Annotated in this window: 20 protein-coding genes and 1 pseudogene; all 21 read left to right on the top strand. The window is 60.6% G+C overall.

Features of this window, described 5'->3' with window-relative positions; genetic code table 11:
- Positions 1-35 precede the first annotated feature (35 nt).
- On the top strand, positions 36-401 hold the full coding sequence (locus tag AC2ISB_RS08045) for an NADH-quinone oxidoreductase subunit A (protein ID WP_339107716.1): 366 nt from the start codon (positions 36-38) through the stop codon (positions 399-401).
- Positions 392-925, top strand: coding sequence for a NuoB/complex I 20 kDa subunit family protein (locus AC2ISB_RS08040; protein WP_339107715.1), 534 nt, complete (start codon positions 392-394; stop codon positions 923-925). Before AC2ISB_RS08045 ends, AC2ISB_RS08040 begins: the two co-directional genes overlap by 10 nt.
- Before the next feature lie 12 nt (positions 926-937).
- Complete coding sequence (locus AC2ISB_RS08035) at positions 938-1,582, top strand: NADH-quinone oxidoreductase subunit C (RefSeq protein WP_339107714.1); 645 nt, start codon at positions 938-940, stop codon at positions 1,580-1,582.
- Positions 1,583-1,616: 34 nt separating this feature from the next.
- Positions 1,617-2,855, top strand: a complete 1,239-nt coding sequence (locus AC2ISB_RS08030; RefSeq protein WP_486574667.1) for an NADH-quinone oxidoreductase subunit D — start codon at positions 1,617-1,619, stop codon at positions 2,853-2,855.
- Positions 2,855-3,721 (top strand): annotated as a pseudogene (gene nuoE, locus AC2ISB_RS08025) (NADH-quinone oxidoreductase subunit NuoE); the annotation flags it as partial. The gene AC2ISB_RS08030 and the pseudogene nuoE, both read left to right, overlap by 1 nt.
- A gap of 85 nt (positions 3,722-3,806) precedes the next feature.
- Positions 3,807-4,577 carry a hypothetical protein gene (locus AC2ISB_RS08020; protein WP_486574666.1) on the top strand — a complete coding sequence of 257 codons (771 nt, stop codon included), beginning with the start codon at positions 3,807-3,809 and terminating at the stop codon, positions 4,575-4,577.
- A gap of 101 nt (positions 4,578-4,678) precedes the next feature.
- The gene (gene nuoF / locus AC2ISB_RS08015; protein WP_339107710.1) at positions 4,679-5,974 is read left to right on the top strand and encodes an NADH-quinone oxidoreductase subunit NuoF; all 1,296 of its coding nucleotides are present in this window, start codon (positions 4,679-4,681) and stop codon (positions 5,972-5,974) included.
- Complete coding sequence (locus AC2ISB_RS08010; RefSeq protein ID WP_339107709.1) at positions 5,971-6,291, top strand: hypothetical protein; 321 nt, start codon at positions 5,971-5,973, stop codon at positions 6,289-6,291. Before nuoF ends, AC2ISB_RS08010 begins: the two co-directional genes overlap by 4 nt.
- A gap of 63 nt (positions 6,292-6,354) precedes the next feature.
- Positions 6,355-8,388 (top strand): NADH-quinone oxidoreductase subunit NuoG, encoded by a 2,034-nt coding sequence (nuoG, locus tag AC2ISB_RS08005; protein ID WP_339107708.1) that lies wholly within the window; start codon positions 6,355-6,357, stop codon positions 8,386-8,388.
- A 12-nt stretch (positions 8,389-8,400) separates the two neighbouring features.
- Positions 8,401-8,802 carry a hypothetical protein gene (locus tag AC2ISB_RS08000; RefSeq protein ID WP_339107707.1) on the top strand — a complete coding sequence of 134 codons (402 nt, stop codon included), beginning with the start codon at positions 8,401-8,403 and terminating at the stop codon, positions 8,800-8,802.
- A gap of 23 nt (positions 8,803-8,825) precedes the next feature.
- Positions 8,826-9,863, top strand: a complete 1,038-nt coding sequence (gene nuoH / locus AC2ISB_RS07995; RefSeq protein WP_339107706.1) for an NADH-quinone oxidoreductase subunit NuoH — start codon at positions 8,826-8,828, stop codon at positions 9,861-9,863.
- 1 nt (position 9,864) lies between these two features.
- On the top strand, positions 9,865-10,356 hold the full coding sequence (gene nuoI / locus AC2ISB_RS07990; protein ID WP_339107705.1) for an NADH-quinone oxidoreductase subunit NuoI: 492 nt from the start codon (positions 9,865-9,867) through the stop codon (positions 10,354-10,356).
- Between the two features lie 6 nt (positions 10,357-10,362).
- Positions 10,363-10,785, top strand: a complete 423-nt coding sequence (locus tag AC2ISB_RS07985; protein WP_339107704.1) for a carboxymuconolactone decarboxylase family protein — start codon at positions 10,363-10,365, stop codon at positions 10,783-10,785.
- Positions 10,782-11,384: an NADH-quinone oxidoreductase subunit J gene (locus AC2ISB_RS07980; protein WP_339107703.1), complete on the top strand. Its 603-nt coding sequence runs from the start codon at positions 10,782-10,784 to the stop codon at positions 11,382-11,384. Before AC2ISB_RS07985 ends, AC2ISB_RS07980 begins: the two co-directional genes overlap by 4 nt.
- Positions 11,385-11,508: 124 nt before the next feature.
- The gene (gene nuoK / locus AC2ISB_RS07975) at positions 11,509-11,814 is read left to right on the top strand and encodes an NADH-quinone oxidoreductase subunit NuoK (RefSeq protein WP_339107702.1); all 306 of its coding nucleotides are present in this window, start codon (positions 11,509-11,511) and stop codon (positions 11,812-11,814) included.
- A 3-nt stretch (positions 11,815-11,817) separates the two neighbouring features.
- Positions 11,818-13,917, top strand: coding sequence for an NADH-quinone oxidoreductase subunit L (gene nuoL / locus AC2ISB_RS07970; RefSeq protein ID WP_486574665.1), 2,100 nt, complete (start codon positions 11,818-11,820; stop codon positions 13,915-13,917).
- Positions 13,917-15,446 carry an NADH-quinone oxidoreductase subunit M gene (locus AC2ISB_RS07965; RefSeq protein ID WP_339107700.1) on the top strand — a complete coding sequence of 510 codons (1,530 nt, stop codon included), beginning with the start codon at positions 13,917-13,919 and terminating at the stop codon, positions 15,444-15,446. Before nuoL ends, AC2ISB_RS07965 begins: the two co-directional genes overlap by 1 nt.
- A gap of 12 nt (positions 15,447-15,458) precedes the next feature.
- A complete protein-coding gene (gene nuoN, locus AC2ISB_RS07960; RefSeq protein ID WP_339107699.1) occupies positions 15,459-16,898 on the top strand; it encodes an NADH-quinone oxidoreductase subunit NuoN in 1,440 nt (479 codons plus the stop codon).
- Entirely contained in the window at positions 16,888-17,646 is a 759-nt protein-coding gene (locus tag AC2ISB_RS07955) for a biotin--[acetyl-CoA-carboxylase] ligase (protein WP_486574664.1), read from the top strand. The genes nuoN and AC2ISB_RS07955 overlap by 11 nt, the downstream gene beginning before the upstream one ends.
- Positions 17,647-17,658: 12 nt before the next feature.
- Positions 17,659-18,438, top strand: coding sequence for a type III pantothenate kinase (locus tag AC2ISB_RS07950; protein WP_339107697.1), 780 nt, complete (start codon positions 17,659-17,661; stop codon positions 18,436-18,438).
- Positions 18,435-20,108 carry a ribonuclease J gene (locus AC2ISB_RS07945; RefSeq protein ID WP_406721004.1) on the top strand — a complete coding sequence of 558 codons (1,674 nt, stop codon included), beginning with the start codon at positions 18,435-18,437 and terminating at the stop codon, positions 20,106-20,108. The genes AC2ISB_RS07950 and AC2ISB_RS07945 overlap by 4 nt, the downstream gene beginning before the upstream one ends.
- The last annotated feature ends 174 nt before the right edge of the window (positions 20,109-20,282 follow it).

Below are 20,282 nucleotides of genomic sequence, written 5' to 3'. Positions count from 1 at the left end.
CGCGACGAAACGTCGCGAGTCTAGGGAGCCAGACAGTGCACGAATACCTGCGCGAATATCTTCCCATCCTCATCTTTCTGTGCGTTGCCATTGCCTTGGCACTATTGCTTCTGGGGGCAGCCGCGATCATTGCGATCCGCAATCCTGACCCGGAAAAGGTCTCGGCCTATGAATGTGGTTTCAACGCATTCGATGACGCGCGGATGAAATTCGACGTGCGCTTCTATCTCGTGTCGATCCTTTTCATCATCTTCGACCTCGAAGTGGCCTTTCTGTTCCCGTGGGCGGTGGCGTTCCAGGATATCTCTATGACCAGTTTCTGGGCCATGATGGTGTTCCTTGGCGTGCTGACCGTGGGCTTTGCCTATGAATGGAAGAAAGGGGCGTTGGAATGGGCGTGATGACCTCTGCCAATACCGCTGCTGTGGACAAAGAGTTCGCGACGCAGGCCATCAACAAAGAGTTGCAGGACAAAGGCTTCCTGCTGACCTCGACCGAGGATGTGATCAACTGGGCGCGCAATGGCTCGCTGCACTGGATGACCTTCGGTCTTGCCTGCTGCGCCGTGGAGATGATGCAGGCTTCCATGCCGCGCTATGACGTCGAACGGTTCGGCATGGCGCCGCGGGCCTCGCCGCGCCAGTCGGACCTGATGATCGTGGCCGGCACGCTGACCAACAAGATGGCACCCGCGCTGCGCAAGGTCTATGACCAGATGCCCGAGCCGCGCTATGTGATCTCGATGGGGTCCTGCGCCAATGGCGGTGGCTATTACCACTACAGCTATTCGGTCGTGCGTGGCTGCGACCGCATCGTTCCGGTCGATATCTATGTGCCGGGCTGCCCGCCCACCGCAGAGGCGCTGCTTTACGGTCTGCTGCAGCTGCAACGCAAAATCCGCCGTACCGGCACGCTGGTTCGCTAAGGAGGGCAGGCTATGACCGATGATCTGCAAACCGACGCCCGTCAGGACGCCCGCCTTGATGCGCTGGCCGAGCTGGCCGCCCATATCGAGGCCCGTCGCCCCGATGACGTGATTTCCACCGAGATCGCTTTTGGCGAGCTGACGGTGAACGTGACCCTTTCGGGGATCGAGGATTTCGTGGCCTTCCTCAAGGAAGACCCGAACTGCATGTTCTCTTCGTTGACCGATATCACGGCGGTCGACCACCCCGAGCGCGCGAAGCGCTTCGATATGGTCTGGCAGTTCCTGTCGATGTATCGCAACCAGCGCATCCGCGTGAAGGCCGAGGTCCGCATCGACGAGATGGTGCCCTCGATCACCGAGGTGCATAAATGCGCCAACTGGTTTGAGCGCGAGGTCTTCGACATGTTCGGCGTGCTGTTCTCGGGCCATCCCGACCTGCGCCGTCTGCTGACCGATTACGGCTTCCGTGGCCACCCGCTGCGCAAGGACTTCCCGACCACCGGCTATGTCGAGGTGCGTTGGGACGAGGTGCAGAAACGCGTGGTCTACGAGCCCGTCAAACTGGTGCAGGAATTCCGCCAGTTCGACTTCCTCAGCCCGTGGGAAGGGGCGAAATACATCCTTCCGGGCGACGAGAAGGCGGGGGCGAAGTGATGCACATCAAGACTTTTGCGATGGAGATGGGCGCATGATGGACGGCGATATCCGGCAGAACCATTATGACGACGGCACGCAGGACGCCCTGACCGGCGAACAGCGCATCCGCAACTTCAACCTCAACTTCGGGCCCCAGCACCCCGCAGCGCACGGCGTTTTGCGGATGGTGGTCGAGCTTGACGGCGAGATCGTGGAACGCGTTGACCCGCATATCGGCCTCTTGCATCGCGGCACCGAGAAGCTGATGGAAAGCCGCACTTATCTGCAGAACCTGCCCTATTTCGACCGGCTCGATTATGTCGCGCCGATGAATCAGGAACATGCATGGTGTCTGGCGATCGAGAAACTGACGGGGACCGAGGTGCCGCGCCGTGCTTCGCTGATCCGCGTGTTGTTCTGCGAGATCGGCCGCGTGCTGAACCACCTGCTGAACGTGACGACCCAAGCTATGGACGTGGGCGCGCTGACGCCGCCGCTCTGGGGCTTCGAGGAACGCGAGAAGCTGATGATCTTCTACGAGCGGGCCTGTGGCGCGCGTCTGCACTCGGCCTATTTCCGGCCCGGCGGCGTGCATCAGGACCTGCCGCCCGAGCTGATCGAGGATATCGACACTTGGGCCAAGGAATTTCCAGCCAAGCTCGACGATATCGACACGCTGATCACCGAAAACCGCGTGTTCAAGCAGCGTAACGTGGATATCGCCATCATCACCGAGCAGGACATCCTCGACTGGAGCTATTCCGGCGTGATGGTCCGCGGCTCGGGGCTTGCATGGGATCTGCGTCGCAGCCAGCCCTATGAATGCTATGACGAATTCGATTTCGACGTGGCCGTGGGCAAGAATGGCGACTGCTATGACCGCTATCTGGTCCGTATGGCCGAGATGCGCGAATCGGTGAAGATCATCCGTCAGGCGCTGGACAAGCTGCGCGTGGAGAAGGGCGATGTTCTGGCCCGTGGCAAGATCACGCCCCCCAAACGCGGCGATATGAAAACCTCGATGGAGAGCCTGATCCACCATTTCAAGCTTTACACCGAAGGGTTCAAGGTTCCGGCAGGCGAGGTCTATGCCGCCGTCGAGGCGCCCAAGGGCGAATTCGGCGTGTTCCTCAAATCCGATGGCACCAATAAACCCTACCGCGCGAAGATCCGCGCGCCGGGCTATCTGCACCTGCAATCCATGGACTATGTCGGCAAGGGCCATATGCTCGCCGATCTGGCCGCAATCATCGGCACGATGGATATCGTGTTCGGGGAGGTCGACCGCTAATGCTTCGCCGTCTACATCACGAACAGCCCGAGAGCTTCGAGTTCACGCCCGCCAACCATGAATGGGCGCTGGCGCAGATGACCAAATATCCGGTCGGGCGTCAGGCCTCGGCCATCATTCCGCTCTTGTTCCGCGCGCAGGAGCAAGAGGGCTGGCTGAGCCGTCCGGCAATCGAATATGTCGCTGATATGCTGGAAATGCCCTATATGCGGGCGCTTGAGGTTGCGACCTTCTACTTCATGTTCCATCTGGCCCCTGTTGGGTCGGTGGCGCATATCCAGATCTGTGGCACCACGTCCTGCATGATCTGCGGGTCGGAAGACCTGATGAAGGTCTGTAAGGAAAAGATCGCGCCCAATCCGCATGAGCTGTCGGCAGATGGCACCCTGTCTTGGGAAGAGGTCGAATGCCTTGGCGCTTGTGCCAATGCGCCGATGGCCCAGATTGGCCGCGATTACTATGAAGACCTCTCGGAAGAGAGCATGTCGACCCTGATCGACCAGCTGAAAGCGGGCGAGCGTCCGGCTCCGGGGTCGCGCATCGGGCGCTTCTCGTCGGAACCGAAGACCGGCCCAAATGCCTGTGTCGATGTTCCGGGCGATAAGGAAGCCCATAACGCGACCACTTCGATCGCGCTGCAATATGGCACCTATATCAAGAAAATCGATGGCACCGAAGTGCCGCTGACCGCGCCGTGGCAGGCGACGGGCCAGATTGGCCCTGTGGGCCTGATGGGCACCCAGCCGCGTCCGAAAACTGCCGCTCAGCAGGCGGCTGCCCGTGCTCCTCGCCCCGCACAGGGCGTGCCTGCAAGCACCCACGGCATCACCGAGCAGGACGCCGAGGCCGATTCCAAAGGGAAGCCGACCGAAGAGTCCAAGCCGCTTTAATTCACGCCCCGTGCCCCGTTAGGGGCATGGACCTCTCCGCAGCCCGAAAGGCCTGACGCGCATGATGAACGAAATGAAGAGCCAAGCGCAGAAAACAGTGACCCTCTGGGGTGCTGTTCTGGGTGTTATCGTCTTCTTGTTCACTCTTAGCTCGGGTTTTCTTGCGGCACTGTTTTTGGGGATCGTGGCAGGGTCGCTGTTTCGCGGGGTTCTGAAATGGGCCTTCATGGACGGGACACTGGATCTGCAGGAGGCCGAAATCGAGGTGGGCAAAGCGGCGCGTGCCGTCCCGCCGATGCATTCGGTCAATCATGACGCTGTGGTGGCCTATACGCATAAAAGCGAGCCTGCCGCCGAGTTGAGCGAAAAGCTGGCCGACGGTCTGGACGCGGCAGAATCGCAGGCCAAGGTGCATATGGACAAGGTCGATATCATCGCGGCCACGGCGGAAAGCCGGATCCGTCACCAGAAGGACCAGCCCGGCTGGGTCGATCCGGACGAGGAGGATGCCGAAGAGGCGGATCCCGCCGAGGGGGCCGCAGATCCGGGCGAGGCACCGCAGGGGATTGCCGCACCGCGGAACGGGCAGGGCGACGACCTCAAACTGATCGAGGGGATCGGGCCGAAACTGGAAGAGCGCTTGAACAGCTGGGGGATCTGGCATTACGAGCAGATCGCGGCTTGGGGGCCTGCACAGGTGGCTTATGCCGATGCCAATGTGCCGCGCTTCAAGGGGCGCTGCACGCGGGATAAATGGGTCGCACAGGCCAAGCTGATTGTGGAGGAAGGCAAAGAGGCCTTTCTTGCACGCGCGAAGACGAATGATTACTGAGCGTTAGCTCGATTACAATACCGCGCTGGTCGGAACGGCGCATCTGCCGCCGGAACTCCGGTAACAGCCGGCCAAAGGGCCAGGGAAGTGAGGAAAGTGACATGCTGAAAGATCAGGATCGGATCTTTACCAACCTCTACGGGATGTATGACCAGTCGCTGGCTGGTGCGATGAAACGCGGGCATTGGGATAATACCGCCGGTCTTCTGGCCAATGGGCGCGACTGGATCGTGGACCAGATCAAGGCGTCGGGGCTGCGTGGCCGTGGTGGTGCAGGTTTCCCGACCGGTCTGAAATGGTCCTTCATGCCGAAGGAAACCGATGGCCGTCCGTCCTTCCTTGTGATCAATGCCGATGAATCCGAGCCCGCGACCTGTAAGGACCGCGAGATCATGCGCCACGACCCGCATTGTCTGGTCGAAGGGGCGCTGGTTGCCGGTTATGCGATGGGCGCGCGCGCGGCCTATATCTACCAGCGCGGCGAATATACCCGCGAGAAAGAGGCGCTGCAGCGCGCGATCGACGAGGCCTATGACGCGGGCTTCCTTGGCCCGAATGCCTGTGGCTCGGGCTATCAGTTCGATGTCTTCCTGCATCACGGGGCCGGTGCCTATATCTGTGGCGAGGAAACCGCGCTTCTGGAAAGCCTCGAAGGCAAGAAGGGCATGCCCCGCATGAAGCCGCCATTCCCCGCAGGCGCGGGCCTTTATGGCTGCCCGACCACGGTGAATAACGTTGAATCCATCTCGGTAACGCCCACGATCCTGCGTCGCGGGCCGGAGTGGTTTGCAAGCTTTGGCCGCCCCAACAATGTGGGCGTGAAGCTGTTCGGCTTCTCGGGCCATGTGAACACGCCCTGCGTTGTCGAAGAGACGCTGGGCCTGTCGATGCGCGAGATGATCGAGAAACATGGCGGCGGTGTCCGTGGTGGCTGGAAAAACCTCAAGGCGGTTATTCCGGGCGGCGCATCCTGCCCGATCCTGCCCGCCTCGATGTGCGAAGACGCGATCATGGATTTCGACGGGATGCGCGACAAGAAATCGGTCTTCGGCACGGGCTGCATGATCGTGATGGACCAGAACACCGATGTCATCAAAGCGGTGGCGCGCCTGTCGAAATTCTTCCATCACGAAAGCTGCGGCCAATGCACGCCCTGCCGTGAAGGCACCGGCTGGATGAGCCGCCTGATGGACCGTCTGGTGACCGGCGATGCCGAGATCGAAGAGATCGACATGCTGCAATCGGTCACCAAACAGGTCGAAGGCCACACCATCTGCGCCCTTGGCGACGCGGCGGCTTGGCCGATCCAAGGCCTGATCCGTAACTTCCGTGAAGAGATCGAAGACCGGATCAAGGCCCGTAAGACCGGTCGCATGGGGGCGTTTGCGGCAGAATGACCCTGAGCTTCCCTCATATCGCCCGCGGGGCTGTCCTTGCCGGTGCGCTTCTGGCGCTTGCGGCATGTGGCGACAAGCCTCTTGATGGTCCGGATGCACTGGTGGATGGCGCGGCGCGTGCGGTGCCTGCGGGGTACCAGATCGCGCAATCGCCTTCGGGGCTGATCGTCATGCGCGACGGGGCGCCCTTCGCCGCCGATGAGGGGGCCGAGGCCAAGAAAGTCCTCAGCCGCTGGTGTGGCGCGCAGGGGGTCAATTCGGGGCTGGATGACAGTTTCAGCAACGGAACCTGGGTCTTTCCGGGGGGCTGTAAATGATGGCCCTTCGCACAGATATCACCGCGCGGATTGCCGCGCCCGAGCATACTGACGGATTGTGACATGGCAGACCTCAGAAAAATCAATATTGATGGCACCGATTACGAGGTGGATGGCAGCCTGACGCTTCTGCAGGCCTGCGAGGAAGCCGGTATCGAGGTTCCGCGTTTCTGCTATCACGAGCGTCTGTCGATTGCGGGCAACTGCCGGATGTGTCTGGTGGAAGTCGTGGGCGGCCCGCCCAAACCCACGGCCTCCTGCGCGATGCAGGTCAAGGATCTGCGCCCCGGGCCGGAAGGCCAGCCGCCGGTCATGAAGACCAAATCGCCTATGGTGAAGAAGGCGCGCGAGGGTGTGATGGAGTTCCTCCTGATCAACCACCCGCTCGACTGCCCGATCTGTGACCAGGGCGGCGAATGCGACCTTCAGGATCAGGCGGTGGCTTACGGCGTCGATTTCTCGCGCTATCGCGAGCCCAAGCGTTCGGCCACCGAGCTGAACCTCGGCCCGCTGGTCGAAACCCATATGACGCGCTGCATCTCCTGTACCCGCTGCGTGCGCTTCACGACGGAAGTCGCGGGCATCACCCAGATGGGCCAGACCGGACGCGGTGAGGATAGCGAGATTTCCTCCTATCTGGACCAGACGCTCGACAGCAATCTTCAGGGCAATATCGTTGATCTTTGCCCCGTTGGCGCGCTGGTGTCGAAGCCCTATGCCTTTACCGCCCGCCCGTGGGAGCTGACCAAGACCGAATCCATCGACGTGATGGATGCGCTTGGGTCGAACATCCGCGTGGATACCAAAGGCCGTCAGGTCATGCGGATCCTGCCGCGCAATAATGACGCGGTGAACGAGGAGTGGCTGGGCGATAAGTCGCGCTATATCTGGGACGGGCTGAAACGCCAGCGTCTGGACAAGCCCTATATCCGCAAGGATGGCAAGCTGACCCCCGTCAGCTGGCCCGAGGCTCTGGAAGCGGCTGCAGCCGCGATCAAGGGCAAGAAGGTTGCGGGCCTTGTTGGCGATCTGGCCTCGACCGAAGCGGCCTTCGCGTTGAAACAGCTGATCGAGGCGCAGGGCGGTAAGGTGGAATGCCGCACCGATGGCGCGCGTCTGCCGGTTGGCAACCGCTCGGCCTATGTGGGCAATGCGACCATTGCCGATATCGACAATGCCAAGATGATCCAGCTGATCGGGACCAATCCGCGCGTCGAAGCGCCGGTGCTGAATGCGCGTCTGCGCAAGGCATGGCTGAATGGGGCGAAGATCGGTCTGGTCGGTGAGGCTGTCGATCTGACCTATGACTATGCCCATGTCGGCACCGACCGCGCGGCGCTGGAAAGCCTGTCCTCGCGCGAGATCTCGGACGAGACCAAAGAGAAACCCAGCCTTGTGATCGTGGGGCAGGGGGCGCTGTCCGAGGCGGATGGCGAGGCCGTTCTGGCCCATGCGATGAAGCTTGCGGAAAACAGCAACTCGAAGCTTCTGGTTCTGCATACGGCGGCTGGCCGTGTGGGGGCGATGGATGTGGGCGCTGTCACTATGGGCGGTCTGCCGGTGGCGATCGAGGGTGCAGAGGTGATCTATAACCTCGGCGCCGATGAGGTCGAGATCGCGCCGCGTTCCGAGGGTGGCCCGCTGGTCATCTATCAGGGCAGCCACGGCGATCGCGGTGCGAACCGCGCCGATATCATCCTGCCAAGCGCCTGCTACACCGAGGAAAACGGTCTGTTCGTCAATACCGAGGGCCGTCCGCAGCTTGCCTTCCGCGCTGCTTACCCGCCGGGTGAGGCGAAGGAAAACTGGGCGATCCTGCGTGCGCTTTCCGCCGAGCTGGGCGCGAAACAGGGCTGGGATACGCTGGCCGGTCTGCGCCGTGCGATGGTGGCCGCCGTGCCGCATCTCGCACGCGTGGACGAGGTTGTCGAAAGCGACTGGACGCCGGTCGAGATCCGCGACATGGGCAAGGCGACCTTCCGTGCCCCCTTCCGCGACTATTATCTGACCAACCCCATTGCACGGGCTTCGGTGCTGATGGCGGAGCTTTCCGCCGGTGCCAAGGAACGTGCGAAATCCCAACTGGCCGCTGAATAAGGACCCCGCCCGATGCGCCCCAGCCTTTGCCAGATCGCGCTTGCCACAACCGGCCTTTTGGTCGGTCTGTCGGCCTGTGCCTCGGCAAAAGGGACGTATCGGGACGTGACCTACCAGCCGGTTGAAACCCGCCTGCTACAGGATGATCTGGTCGAATTCAGGGCATCCGTGGGCGGTAAGGGGGCAACCGCCGAGGCGGCAACCGATTTCGCGGCCTGCGCTGCGGCACAATATTCCCTGATCAGGGGCTTCGGGTTCGCGCGGCATATCCGCACGACCCTTGACGACAAGGACGGTCTCTGGCGGGCAGATGCCGTTTACACAATTTCACCCGCATTGCCGCGGGGTCTGCGCACCATCGATGCCGAAGTGACGGTATCCGATTGCGCTGATCGTGGCATCCCGACGGTTTAAGAGAAGGCGATCTGAGGAACATCATGGCCGAGTTTATCGCTACACCCTTTGGCACATTCGTGATCATCCTCCTGCAGGCGGTCGCATTGATTGCCTTCGTGATGGTTGCATTGATCTTTCTGGTCTATGGCGACCGCAAGATCTGGGCGGCGGTGCAAATGCGCCGCGGTCCCAACGTTGTCGGTCCGTGGGGTCTGTTCCAGACCTTCGCCGATGCGGGGAAATACGTTCTCAAAGAGATCGTGGTTCCCGCCGGTGCCGATAAATTCGTGTTCTTCCTCGCACCTGTGATGTCGATGGTGCTCGCGGTCCTCGCTTGGGCCGTGATCCCGATGGCCGATGGCTGGGTGCTGGCCGATATCAACGTGGCGATCCTGTTCGTCTTCGCGATCTCCTCGCTCGAGGTTTACGGCGTGATCATGGGCGGCTGGGCGTCGAACTCGAAATACCCCTTCCTCGGCTCGCTGCGCTCGGCGGCACAGATGATCTCCTACGAGGTCTCTCTCGGTCTGATCATTATCGGGATCATCATCTCGACGGGGTCGATGAATCTAAGCGATATCGTGCGTGCCCAGGATGGCTCCTTCGGTCTGTTCAACTGGTACTGGCTGCCGCATCTGCCGATGGTAGCACTCTTCTTCATCTCGGCGCTGGCCGAGACGAACCGCCCGCCGTTTGACCTTCCCGAAGCCGAATCCGAACTGGTTGCGGGCTTCATGGTGGAATATAGCTCCACCCCCTATCTGCTCTTCATGGCGGGCGAATATATCGCGATCTGGCTGATGTGTGCGCTGATCTCGATCCTGTTCTTCGGTGGCTGGCTGTCGCCGATCCCCGGTCTGCCCGATGGTGTGCTGTGGATGTTCCTGAAGATGGTCTTCTGGTTCTTCATGTTCGCCATGGTGAAAGCCATCACGCCGCGCTATCGCTACGACCAGCTGATGCGCATAGGTTGGAAGGTCTTCCTGCCGCTGTCGCTGGGTTGGGTCGTGATCATCGCGTTCCTGGCGAAATTCGAAATCCTTGGTGCCTTCTGGGCCCGCTTCGCGATTGGAGGCTAATATGGCATTCGATTATGCCCGCGCCGCGAAATACTTCCTGCTTGTCGATTTCATCAAAGGCTTCGGCATCGGTATGCGGTATTTCTTCAGCCCGAAGCCCACGCTGAACTACCCGCATGAAAAGGGGCCGCTATCGCCACGTTTCCGTGGCGAACACGCGCTGCGCCGCTATCCCAACGGGGAAGAGCGCTGCATCGCCTGCAAGCTGTGCGAAGCCGTCTGCCCCGCGCAGGCGATCACCATCGATGCGGAGCCGCGCGCTGATGGCTCGCGCCGCACCACGCGCTACGATATCGACATGACGAAATGCATCTATTGCGGCTTCTGTCAGGAAGCCTGCCCTGTGGATGCCATCGTCGAAGGCCCGAACTTCGAGTTTTCCACCGAGACCCGTGAAGAGCTGTTCTACAACAAGGAAAAGCTTCTGGATAACGGCGCGCGCTGGGAAGCCGAGATCGCCCGTAACATCGAAATCGACGCCCCTTATAGGTAACGTGCCATGACGCAGGATTTCACCAAACTTTTCCAGACGATGATGGAGCAGGGGGCCGAGATGGCCCGCCGCTTCAATCCCGCATTGGAGAGCTTCAATCCTGCGGCATTCGATAGCTACTTCCCCACCATGTCGCGCGACATGATGGAGATGTGGTTCGGCAATACATTCAATCGCGATGGTCTGGATGCGAAGACACGTCTTCTGCTGACCCTCGCGGCACTGACCGCCATGGGCGCGCAGGCCGACGGCCAGATCCGGCTGACGATCCGCCACGCGATGGAGGCCGGTGCAACACAGCGGGAGGTCGCCGAGACGATCTTCCAGATGAGCATGTTTGGCGGGGTGCCCGCCATGAGCCGTGCCTTCGAGATCGCCAAAGCGGTCTTTGCAGAGCAGGCAGAAGAATCTGCGGGAGATGACGCATGATGGTATTTTCGTTTTATCTCTTCGCCATCCTCGTGGTGGTGTCGGGGCTGATGGTTGTGCTGGCGCGCAACCCCGTGCACTCGGTGCTGTGGCTGATTTTGGCCTTCTTCTCGGCGGCGGGGCTGTTCATTCTGATGGGCGCGGAATTCGTCGCCATGCTGATGGTCATCGTCTATGTGGGCGCGGTCGCGGTGCTGTTCCTCTTTGTGGTGATGATGCTGGATGTGGACTTTTCGGCGCTCAAAAGCGGGATGGTCAAATATCTGCCCATCGCCGTGCTGATTGGCATCGTGATCCTCGTTCAGCTTGGCTGGGCGATTGGCACATGGAAGATTTCGGATCAGGCGACCTCGCTGCGGGCGGCTGTCGCGCCGGAAGGTGTGGATAACACCCGCGCGCTGGGGATGATCATCTATGACCAGTATTTGTATCTCTTCGAGGCCTCGAGCCTTGTGCTTCTGGTCGCGATGATCGGCGCGATCATGCTGACCATGCGCCATCGTGTGGATGTGAAGCGGCAGGACCCGATGATGCAGATGCAGCGCGACCCCAAAGCACAGCTGAAGCTTGTTGATGTGAAGCCGGGGCAGGGGCTTTAAGCCTGCCGCGATAAAGATCGGGCGCGGGAACCTGCGCCCCCAAACGCCTGAGCGCGCAAGAATTCGGCAGGCAGGACCTGTCAAAGACGGATGGAGTACGGGACGATGACCCGGAGGGACAACGATGATCGGACTTGAGCATTACCTGGGGGTGGCGGCGATCCTGTTCGTCATCGGCATTTTCGGAATTTTCGTGAACCGGAAGAACGTCATCGTCATTCTGATGTCGATCGAACTGATGCTTCTTTCGGTCAATATCAACCTCGTCGCCTTCTCGACCCATATGGGCGATCTGGTGGGGCAGGTGTTTACCATGTTCGTGTTGACGGTGGCTGCCGCAGAGGCCGCGATCGGCCTTGCCATTCTGGTGGTCTTCTTCCGTAACCGTGGCTCTATCGACGTGTCCGACGTCAATATGATGAAGGGATAAGCGATGCCGACGATCATTCTGTTTGCGCCGCTTCTGGGCGCGCTTATCGCGGGCTTCGGCTGGCGGCTGATCACCGAGAAGGGCGCGATGTATGTCTCGACCGCCCTGCTGATCCTGTCTGCCGTGCTGAGCTGGGTCGTGTTTCTGGGCTTTGACGGTCCGACGCAGCATATCGAACTGTTCCGCTTTATTGAATCGGGCGATATCGACAGCTCCTGGGCGATCCGCCTTGACCGTCTGACCGCGATCATGCTGATCGTGATCAACACCGTCTCGGCGCTCGTGCATGTCTATTCCATCGGCTACATGGCGCATGACGAGAATTTCGGGGAGGGCGAGCATTACAAGGCCCGCTTCTTCGCCTATCTGTCGCTCTTCACCTTCATGATGCTGTCGCTGGTCACTGCCGACAACCTGATCCAGATCTTCTTCGGCTGGGAAGGCGTGGGCTTGGCCTCCTATCTGCTGATCGGGTTCTACTACAAGAAACCCTCGGCAGGGGCCGCCGCGATCAAGGCGTTCATCGTCAACCGTGTGGGCGATTTCGGTTTCCTGATCGGGATTTTCGCGCTGTTCTTCCTGACCTCCTCGGTCGATTTCGACACGATCTTCCAGATGGTGCCGCAACTGGCAGAGCGCCGTCTCGATTTCTGGGGCGTGCAGGTGAATGCAGTCGAGCTGGCTGCGATCTTCCTCTTCATCGGTGCGATGGGCAAATCCGCGCAGCTTCTGCTGCACACCTGGCTGCCCGACGCAATGGAAGGCCCGACGCCCGTTTCGGCGCTGATCCACGCGGCCACGATGGTCACCGCAGGCGTGTTCCTGCTGTGCCGCATGTCGCCGCTCTACGAATTCGCGCCGGAAACCAAATCCTTCATCGTCTTCCTTGGTGCAACCACCGCCTTCTTCGCCGCGACCGTTGGTCTTGTGCAGAACGACATCAAGCGCGTGATCGCCTATTCGACCTGTTCGCAGCTGGGCTATATGTTCGTGGCGGCAGGCGTCGGGGTCTATCCGGTTGCCATGTTCCACCTGCTGACGCATGCCTTCTTCAAGGCGATGCTGTTCCTCAGCGCCGGTTCGGTCATCACCGCGATGCATCACGAGCAGGATATGCGCAACTATGGCGGTCTGCGTAAGAAACTGCCGCTGACCTTCTGGGCGATGATGGTGGGCACGCTGGCGATCACCGGCGTCGGCATTCCGCTGACCCATATCGGTTTTGCGGGTTTCCTGTCGAAAGACGCGATCGTGGAAAGCGCATGGGCAGGTACTGCGGGCGGTTATGCCTTCTGGATGCTGGTCATCGCCGCGCTCTTCACCTCGTTCTACTCGTGGCGTCTGATGTTCATGACGTTCTTCGGCACCGCACGCGGTGACAAGCACAAGCATGAGCACGCGCATGAAAGCAAAGCCGTCATGACCGTGCCGCTGGGCATCCTTGGTCTGGGGGCCATTCTGGCGGGGATGGTCTGGTATGGTCCGTTCTTCGGAAACGAAGAGAAAATGGCCAAATTCTTCAATATGCCCAGCCATGAAGTGGCCGCTGTCGAGGCGCCTGCCGTCGAGGCCGTGGCAACCGGCACCGGGACGACCGAGGCAGGTCAGGCCGCCGATGGTGCGCATGAGATGCCTGTTGTGGGTCCGACTGGCGAAGCGGCTGTGTATATCTCTCCCGCGAACCATGTGATCCACGAAGCGCATGAGGCCCCCGCATGGGTCAAGGTCTCGCCGTTCATCGCAATGCTGATCGGCTTCGTTGTGGCGTGGGTGATGTATATCGCTCAACCCAAACTGCCCGCCAAACTGGCCGCGTCGATGTATCCGCTTTATAAGTTCCTGCTGAACAAGTGGTATTTCGACGAGCTTTATGACTTCCTCTTCCGCCGTCCCGCATTGGGCCTCGCACGTTTCTTCTGGAAGAAAATCGACGAAGCCACGATTGACGGTGCCATCAACGGGCTTGCGTTCAAGGTTATTCCTGCGCTGACCCGCCTCGCTGGCCGGATGCAGTCCGGCTACCTCTTCCACTACGCATTCACCATGGTCATCGGCATCGTGGTGCTCATGTTCTGGGTCGTTCTGGCCGGAGGGTCGCAGTAATGCAGAACCTGCTTTCCATCGTCACCTTTATCCCCGCGCTGTCGGCGATCATCCTTGCGGTGGTCATGCGCGGGGGCACCGAGGCGGCAGACCGTAACGCAAAATGGTTTGCACTGACCGCCACGCTGGTGACGCTTCTTGCGTCCTTCTTCCTGCTGGCAGGCTATGATCCGAAAAACACCGAATTCCAATTTGTCGAGCAGGCAAGCTGGATTCTGGGTATGAACTACAAAGTCGGTATCGACGGGATCTCGCTGATTTTCGTGATGCTGATCACCATCATGATGCCGATCACCATTCTGTCGGCATGGGTCAATGACCGCCGTGTGAAGGAATACATGATTGCCTTCCTCGTGCTGGAAACCTTCATGCTGGGCGTGTTCACCGCGCTCGATATCGTGCTGTTCTACCTCTTCTTCGAGGCGTCGCTGATCCCGATGTTCCTGATCATCGGTGTCTGGGGCGGGCGTCGCCGCGTCTATGCGACCTTCAAGTTCTTCCTCTACACCTTCACGGGCTCGGTGCTCATGCTGGTGGGGATTGCATGGATGTTCGCGATTACCGGCACCACCGATATCCCGAGCCTGATGAGCTACGACTTCTCGTCGGAGGCCTTCAGTGTGCTGGGCATCAATATTCCGGGCGGTGTACAGACGCTGCTGTTCCTTGCCTTCTTTGCCTCTTTCGCGGTGAAAATCCCGATGTGGCCGGTGCATACATGGTTGCCTGACGCGCACGTGCAGGCCCCGACGGCGGGCTCGGTCGACCTGGCGGCGATCCTGCTGAAAATGGGCGGCTACGGCTTCCTGCGCTTCTCGCTGCCGATGTTCCCTGTCGCCTCCAACCTGATGTCGGATTTCATCCTGTGGATGTCGGTCATCGCGATCATCTATGCCTCGCTGGTGGCGCTGGCGCAGACCGATATGAAAAAGGTCATCGCCTATTCGTCCATCGCGCATATGGGCTTTGTGACGATGGGGATCTTCTCGTTCAACAAGCAGGGCATCGACGGGGCCGTCTATATCATGCTGAGCCACGGCTTCGTTTCGGGCGCGCTGTTCCTTGGTGTGGGGATCATCTATGAACGCCTGCATACCCGCGAGCTGGCCGCTTTCGGCGGGCTGGTCAAGCGGATGCCGACCTACGCGCTGTTCTTCATGTTCTTTACGATGGCCAATCTGGGCCTTCCGGGGACGGGCAGCTTTGTGGGGGAATTCCTCGCGCTGACCGGTGCCTTCAAGGCGCATACGGTTGTTGCCACGCTGGCGACGGTCGGGGTGATCCTTTCGGCGGCCTACGGGTTGTGGATGTATCGCCGGATCTTCTTCGGCGATCTCATCAAGGAGAGCCTGAAAGCGGTGCGTGATCTGGATGCGCGCGAATACGCAATGGTCGTGCCGCTGGTCTTCATCGTGCTGCTTCTCGGGATCTATCCCAGCTTCCTGACCGATATCATCGGACCGACCGTGGCCAAACTGGTCGCTAACTACCATGCCGAACTCGCCGCTGCCGGCGTGCTCGTGCAGTAAGGAGAGCCAACAATGACTTCTACGGATTTCACCACGGTGATACCGGAATTTATGCTGTCGCTTTACGCGATGGCGGCACTTCTGGGTGGCGTCTGGCTTGGCAAGGACAAGGTCGCGGGGTTCATCCTGTGGCTGACGGTGGCGATCCTCGTGCTGTTCGCACTGCTGATCGGCCTTTCCAACGTGAACAATGTGGCCTTTAACGGGCTGTTCATCGAGGACGGGTTCTCGCGCTTTGCCAAAGTGCTTATCCTGCTGTCGGCGGCAGGGGTGCTGGCGATGGGGGCGGATTATCAGGAGCGTCGCGGCCTGATGCGCTTCGAATATCCGGTGCTGATCACGCTGGCGGTCGTCGGGATGATGATGATGGTCTCGGCGGGCAACCTGATGTCGCTCTATATCGGGCTGGAGCTGCAGTCGCTGGCGCTTTATGTGGTTGCCGCGCTGCGCCGTGACAGCACGCGGTCCTCGGAAGCCGGTCTGAAATATTTCGTGCTGGGCGCGCTCAGCTCGGGGATCCTGCTTTACGGTGCGTCGCTGACCTATGGCTTCGCCGGTACAACCGATTTCGCGGGGATCCTGTCGGTGGTCCATGCCGGCGAGATCCCCGTCGGCGTGCTCTTCGGGCTGGTCTTCATGATGATCGGTCTGGCCTTCAAAGTGTCGGCAGTGCCGTTCCATATGTGGACGCCGGATGTCTATGAGGGCTCGCCCTCTTCGATCACCGCCTTCTTCGCAACCGCACCGAAAGTGGCGGCGATGGCGCTCTTCGCGCGTCTGCTGTTTGATGCATTCGGCGGCGTTACGGCGCAATGGGGTCAGGTTGTGGCGCTGTTGTCGGTGGCCTCGATCATGCTGGGCTCCATCGGAGCGATCGGTCAGACCAATATCAAACGTCTGATGGCCTATTCCTCGATCACCCATATGGGCTTTGCGCTTCTGGGGCTGATGGCAGGCACGGAGCAGGGCGTCGCGGCGATGCTGCTCTATATGGCGGTATATGTGACGATGAATATCGGCATGTTCTCCTTTATCCTGTCGATGGAACGCGATGGCCAGCCGGTGACCGATATCAAAGCGCTCAGCATGCTGGCGCGCCGTGGTCCGATGCGGGCATGGGCGCTGTTGATCCTGCTCTTCGCGCTGGCCGGTGTGCCGCCGATGATGGGCTTCTGGGCCAAGTTCTCGGTGCTCGTGGCCGCTGTCGAGGCAGGCTATGTCTGGCCTGCGGTCTTTGCGGTGGTCGGCTCTGCCATTGCGGCCTTCTATTACCTGCGCATCGTCTACTATATGTATTTCGGTGACGAGGAAGAGCTGGGCATCGACAAGCGTATCGCCACGCCGCAGCGCGTGTTGCTGATCGGTTCGGGGATCCTCATGGTGGCCGGTTCGATCAATCTCTTCGGCATCGAGGGCGTCGCGCAAGCGGCAGCGGCAGCACTTGTCCACTGACCTACCGCACTGGCCCGAGGCAGTGGCCCGCAAGACCCTGCCTCGGGTGGACAGCACGATGAGTGAGGCGTCCCGCATGGCTCCGCATCAAGCGGGGCCTGTGTGGATTCTGGCCCATGAACAAACCGCAGGTCACGGGCGGCGTGGTCGCCCGTGGATCGCGCCAGCGGGCAATTTCTCGGCCAGCTACCTGTTCCGTCCGGGCGTCGAACCGGCGCAGGCGGCCCTGTATTCCTTTGTGACGGCCTTGGCGCTGGACGAGGCGTTGTGTCAGGTTGCCGGTCCGCAAGCGCATCTGGCGATCAAGTGGCCCAATGACGTGTTGCTGAATGGTGGCAAGGTCTCGGGGATCTTGCTCGAAACCATCGGGCAGGGACCGGAGGCATGGTTGTGCATCGGGGTGGGCGTCAATCTGGCAGGGGCACCGCCCGGCACAAGTGTCGAGCCAGGGGCCATTGCCCCCATCAGCCTGCGTGAAACGCTGGGATTTGCCCCCACGCCCGACGAGTTCCTCGCCTATCTTGCCCCCGCGTTCGAACGCTTCGCGACCCAGTTCCGCACCTATGGCTTTGCGCCCATCCGCACGGCATGGCTGGCGCGCGCGGCACGGATCGGCACGCAGATCCGCGCCAGAACGGGCACCGAGACCCATGAGGGCATTTTTGAAACGATCGACGAAAGCGGCGCGATGATTCTGGCCGGTGCCGACGGGCGCATGGCCATTTCCGCCGCCGATATCTTTTTCTGAAAGGGGGGCGCGATGCTTCTCTGTATTGATTGCGGGAACACCAATACGGTTTTCTCGATCTGGAACGGCACCGAGTTTCTGAGCACTTGGCGCATCGAGACCAATCACAAGCGCACGGCGGACGAATACTATGTCTGGCTGACCTCGCTGATGATGCTGCATGATATGAAAGTGCGGATCGGGGCAGTGGTGATCTCCTCGACCGTGCCACGGGTGGTCTTCAACCTGCGGGTTCTGGCCAGCCGCTATTTCGATTGTCGCCCGCTGGTGGTGGGCAAGCCCGAATGCCTGTTGCCGGTTGCGCCGCGCGTGGATATCGGCACTACGGTCGGGCCGGACCGGCTGGTGAATACCGTGGCGGGGTTCGACCGGCATGGGGGTGACCTGATTGTTGTCGATTTCGGCACGGCAACCACCTTCGATGTGGTGGCCCCCGATGGGGCCTATATCGGCGGGGTGATCGCGCCCGGCGTGAACCTGTCGCTTGAGGCGTTGCATGCCTCTGCGGCGGCGCTGCCGCATGTCGATGTGACCATGCCGGAAAAGGCCGTAGGCACGAATACGGTCGCCTGTATCCAATCCGGTGTTTTTTGGGGCTATATCGGCCTTGTCGAAGGCATCGTGCGGCAGATCCGGCTGGAACGTGCCCGCCCGATGAAAGTGATCGCCACGGGTGGTCTTGCAGAACTTTTCGAGCAAGGGTTTGATCTCTTTGACAGTGTCGAGTACGACCTAACTATTCACGGGCTGCGACTGATACACGATTATAACAAGGGGCTGGCAACCGCATGAGCGACAGGCTGATCTATCTCCCGCTGGGCGGGGCAGGCGAAATCGGGATGAATGCCTATGTCTATGGCTATGGTCCCGAAGGGGCGGAACGGCTGATCGTTGTCGATCTGGGCGTGACTTTCCCTGATATGGACGGTTCGCCCGGGGTCGACCTGATCATGGCCGATGCAGGCTGGTTGGAAGACAATGCCGACCGGATCGAGGCGATTTTCATCACCCATGCCCATGAGGACCATATCGGCGCGCTGCCCTTCCTCTGGCCGAAACTGCGCAAGCCGGTCTATGCCCGTGCCTTCACCGCAAGCCTGGGCCAGCAGAAGCTGAACGAGAACGGGGTGAACACGCAGGTGACCGTGGTCGAGCCGCGCCCCGAGGTGATCGAGGCAGGCCCCTTCAAGGTGCAATTCGTGCCGATCTCGCATTCGATCCCCGAAAGCTCGGCGCTGATCATCGACACGCCTGCGGGCCGTGTGGTGCATTCGGGCGATTTCAAGCTGGATGCCAATCCCATCGTGGGCGAACCCTTCGATGTGAATATGTGGCACGAGATCGCGCAGGAAGGCGAGGGCATCAAGGTGCTCACCTGTGATTCCACCAATATTTTCAGCCATCTTCCGGGCAAATCCGAAGCCACCCTGATCGAGCCTTTGACCAAGCTGATCCAGATGCAGGAAGGCATGATTGTTGCCACGACCTTTGCATCCAACGTTGCGCGTCTGAAAACGCTGGCGGATGCCGGCGTGGCGGCAGGGCGTTCGGTCTGCCTGCTGGGGCGTTCGATGAAACGCATGGTGCAGACGGCGAAAGAGACCGGCGTGCTGAAAGGGTTCCCTTCGGTGATCCAGCCGGAAGAAGCCGCCGAGATCCCGCGCGAGAACCTGATGCTGATCGTCACCGGCTCGCAGGGCGAGCGGCGCGCGGCTTCGGCGGCACTGTCGCGCGGCAAATATCTGGGGCTGGAGATGAAAGAGGGCGATGCGTTCCTCTTCTCTTCGAAAACCATCCCCGGCAACGAGATCGGCGTTATCAAGATCATGAACGCGTTTTCGGAGATGGGGGTCGAGGTGATCGGTGATCGCGGCGGCCTCTATCACGTCTCCGGCCATGCCAACCGCCCCGATCTGGAAGCGGTGCATGACTTGCTGCGCCCGAAGATGCTGATCCCGATGCATGGCGAACACCGCCATCTGCGCGAGCATATGAAACTGGCGCAGTCGAAGGGGATTGCCTCGGAAATTGCGACCAACGGCACCATGCTGGATCTGGCGGGCGACACTCCGAAGGTGGTGGAATATATCGAGACGGGCCGCCTGTATCTGGACGGCACCGTGTTGATTGGCGCGCTGGACGGGGTCGTGCGCGAACGGATCCGGATGGCGCTGAACGGTCATATCATGGTCAACGTGATTATCGACGAGGATGGCGGCCCGCTGGGCGATCCGTGGGTCGAAACGATGGGCCTGCCGCCGAAGGGCCGTTCCGGTATCGCGCTTGAGGAGGTGCTGGAGCAGGAGCTGACCGAGGCGCTGGACCGCGCGCCGGGTAAGGTGCTGGGCGATGACGACAAGATCGAGGATCTGCTGCGTCGTCAGGCCCGTACCTGCTCTTTGGAAGAGATCGGCAAGAAGCCCGAGGTGACGGTTGTGGTCTCGCGGCTGATGGACGAATAATCCCGTCTCTGCATCCCAAAGATGCCCCGCCCGTGCATGGCACGCGGCGGGGTTTTTTATGTCCGCGTGCCGCGCCTCTTTTACCGTTTTCGCAGGGCGGGCATGATGTGGCCTGGCCCGAGACGGCAGGTGCCTTTCGGCCATTAAAAAAGCGACCCCGAAGGGCCGCTTTCT

The organism is Thioclava sp. NS-SX20 (assembly GCF_057380695.1).
This window is presented reverse-complemented; position numbering and strand designations above follow the sequence as displayed.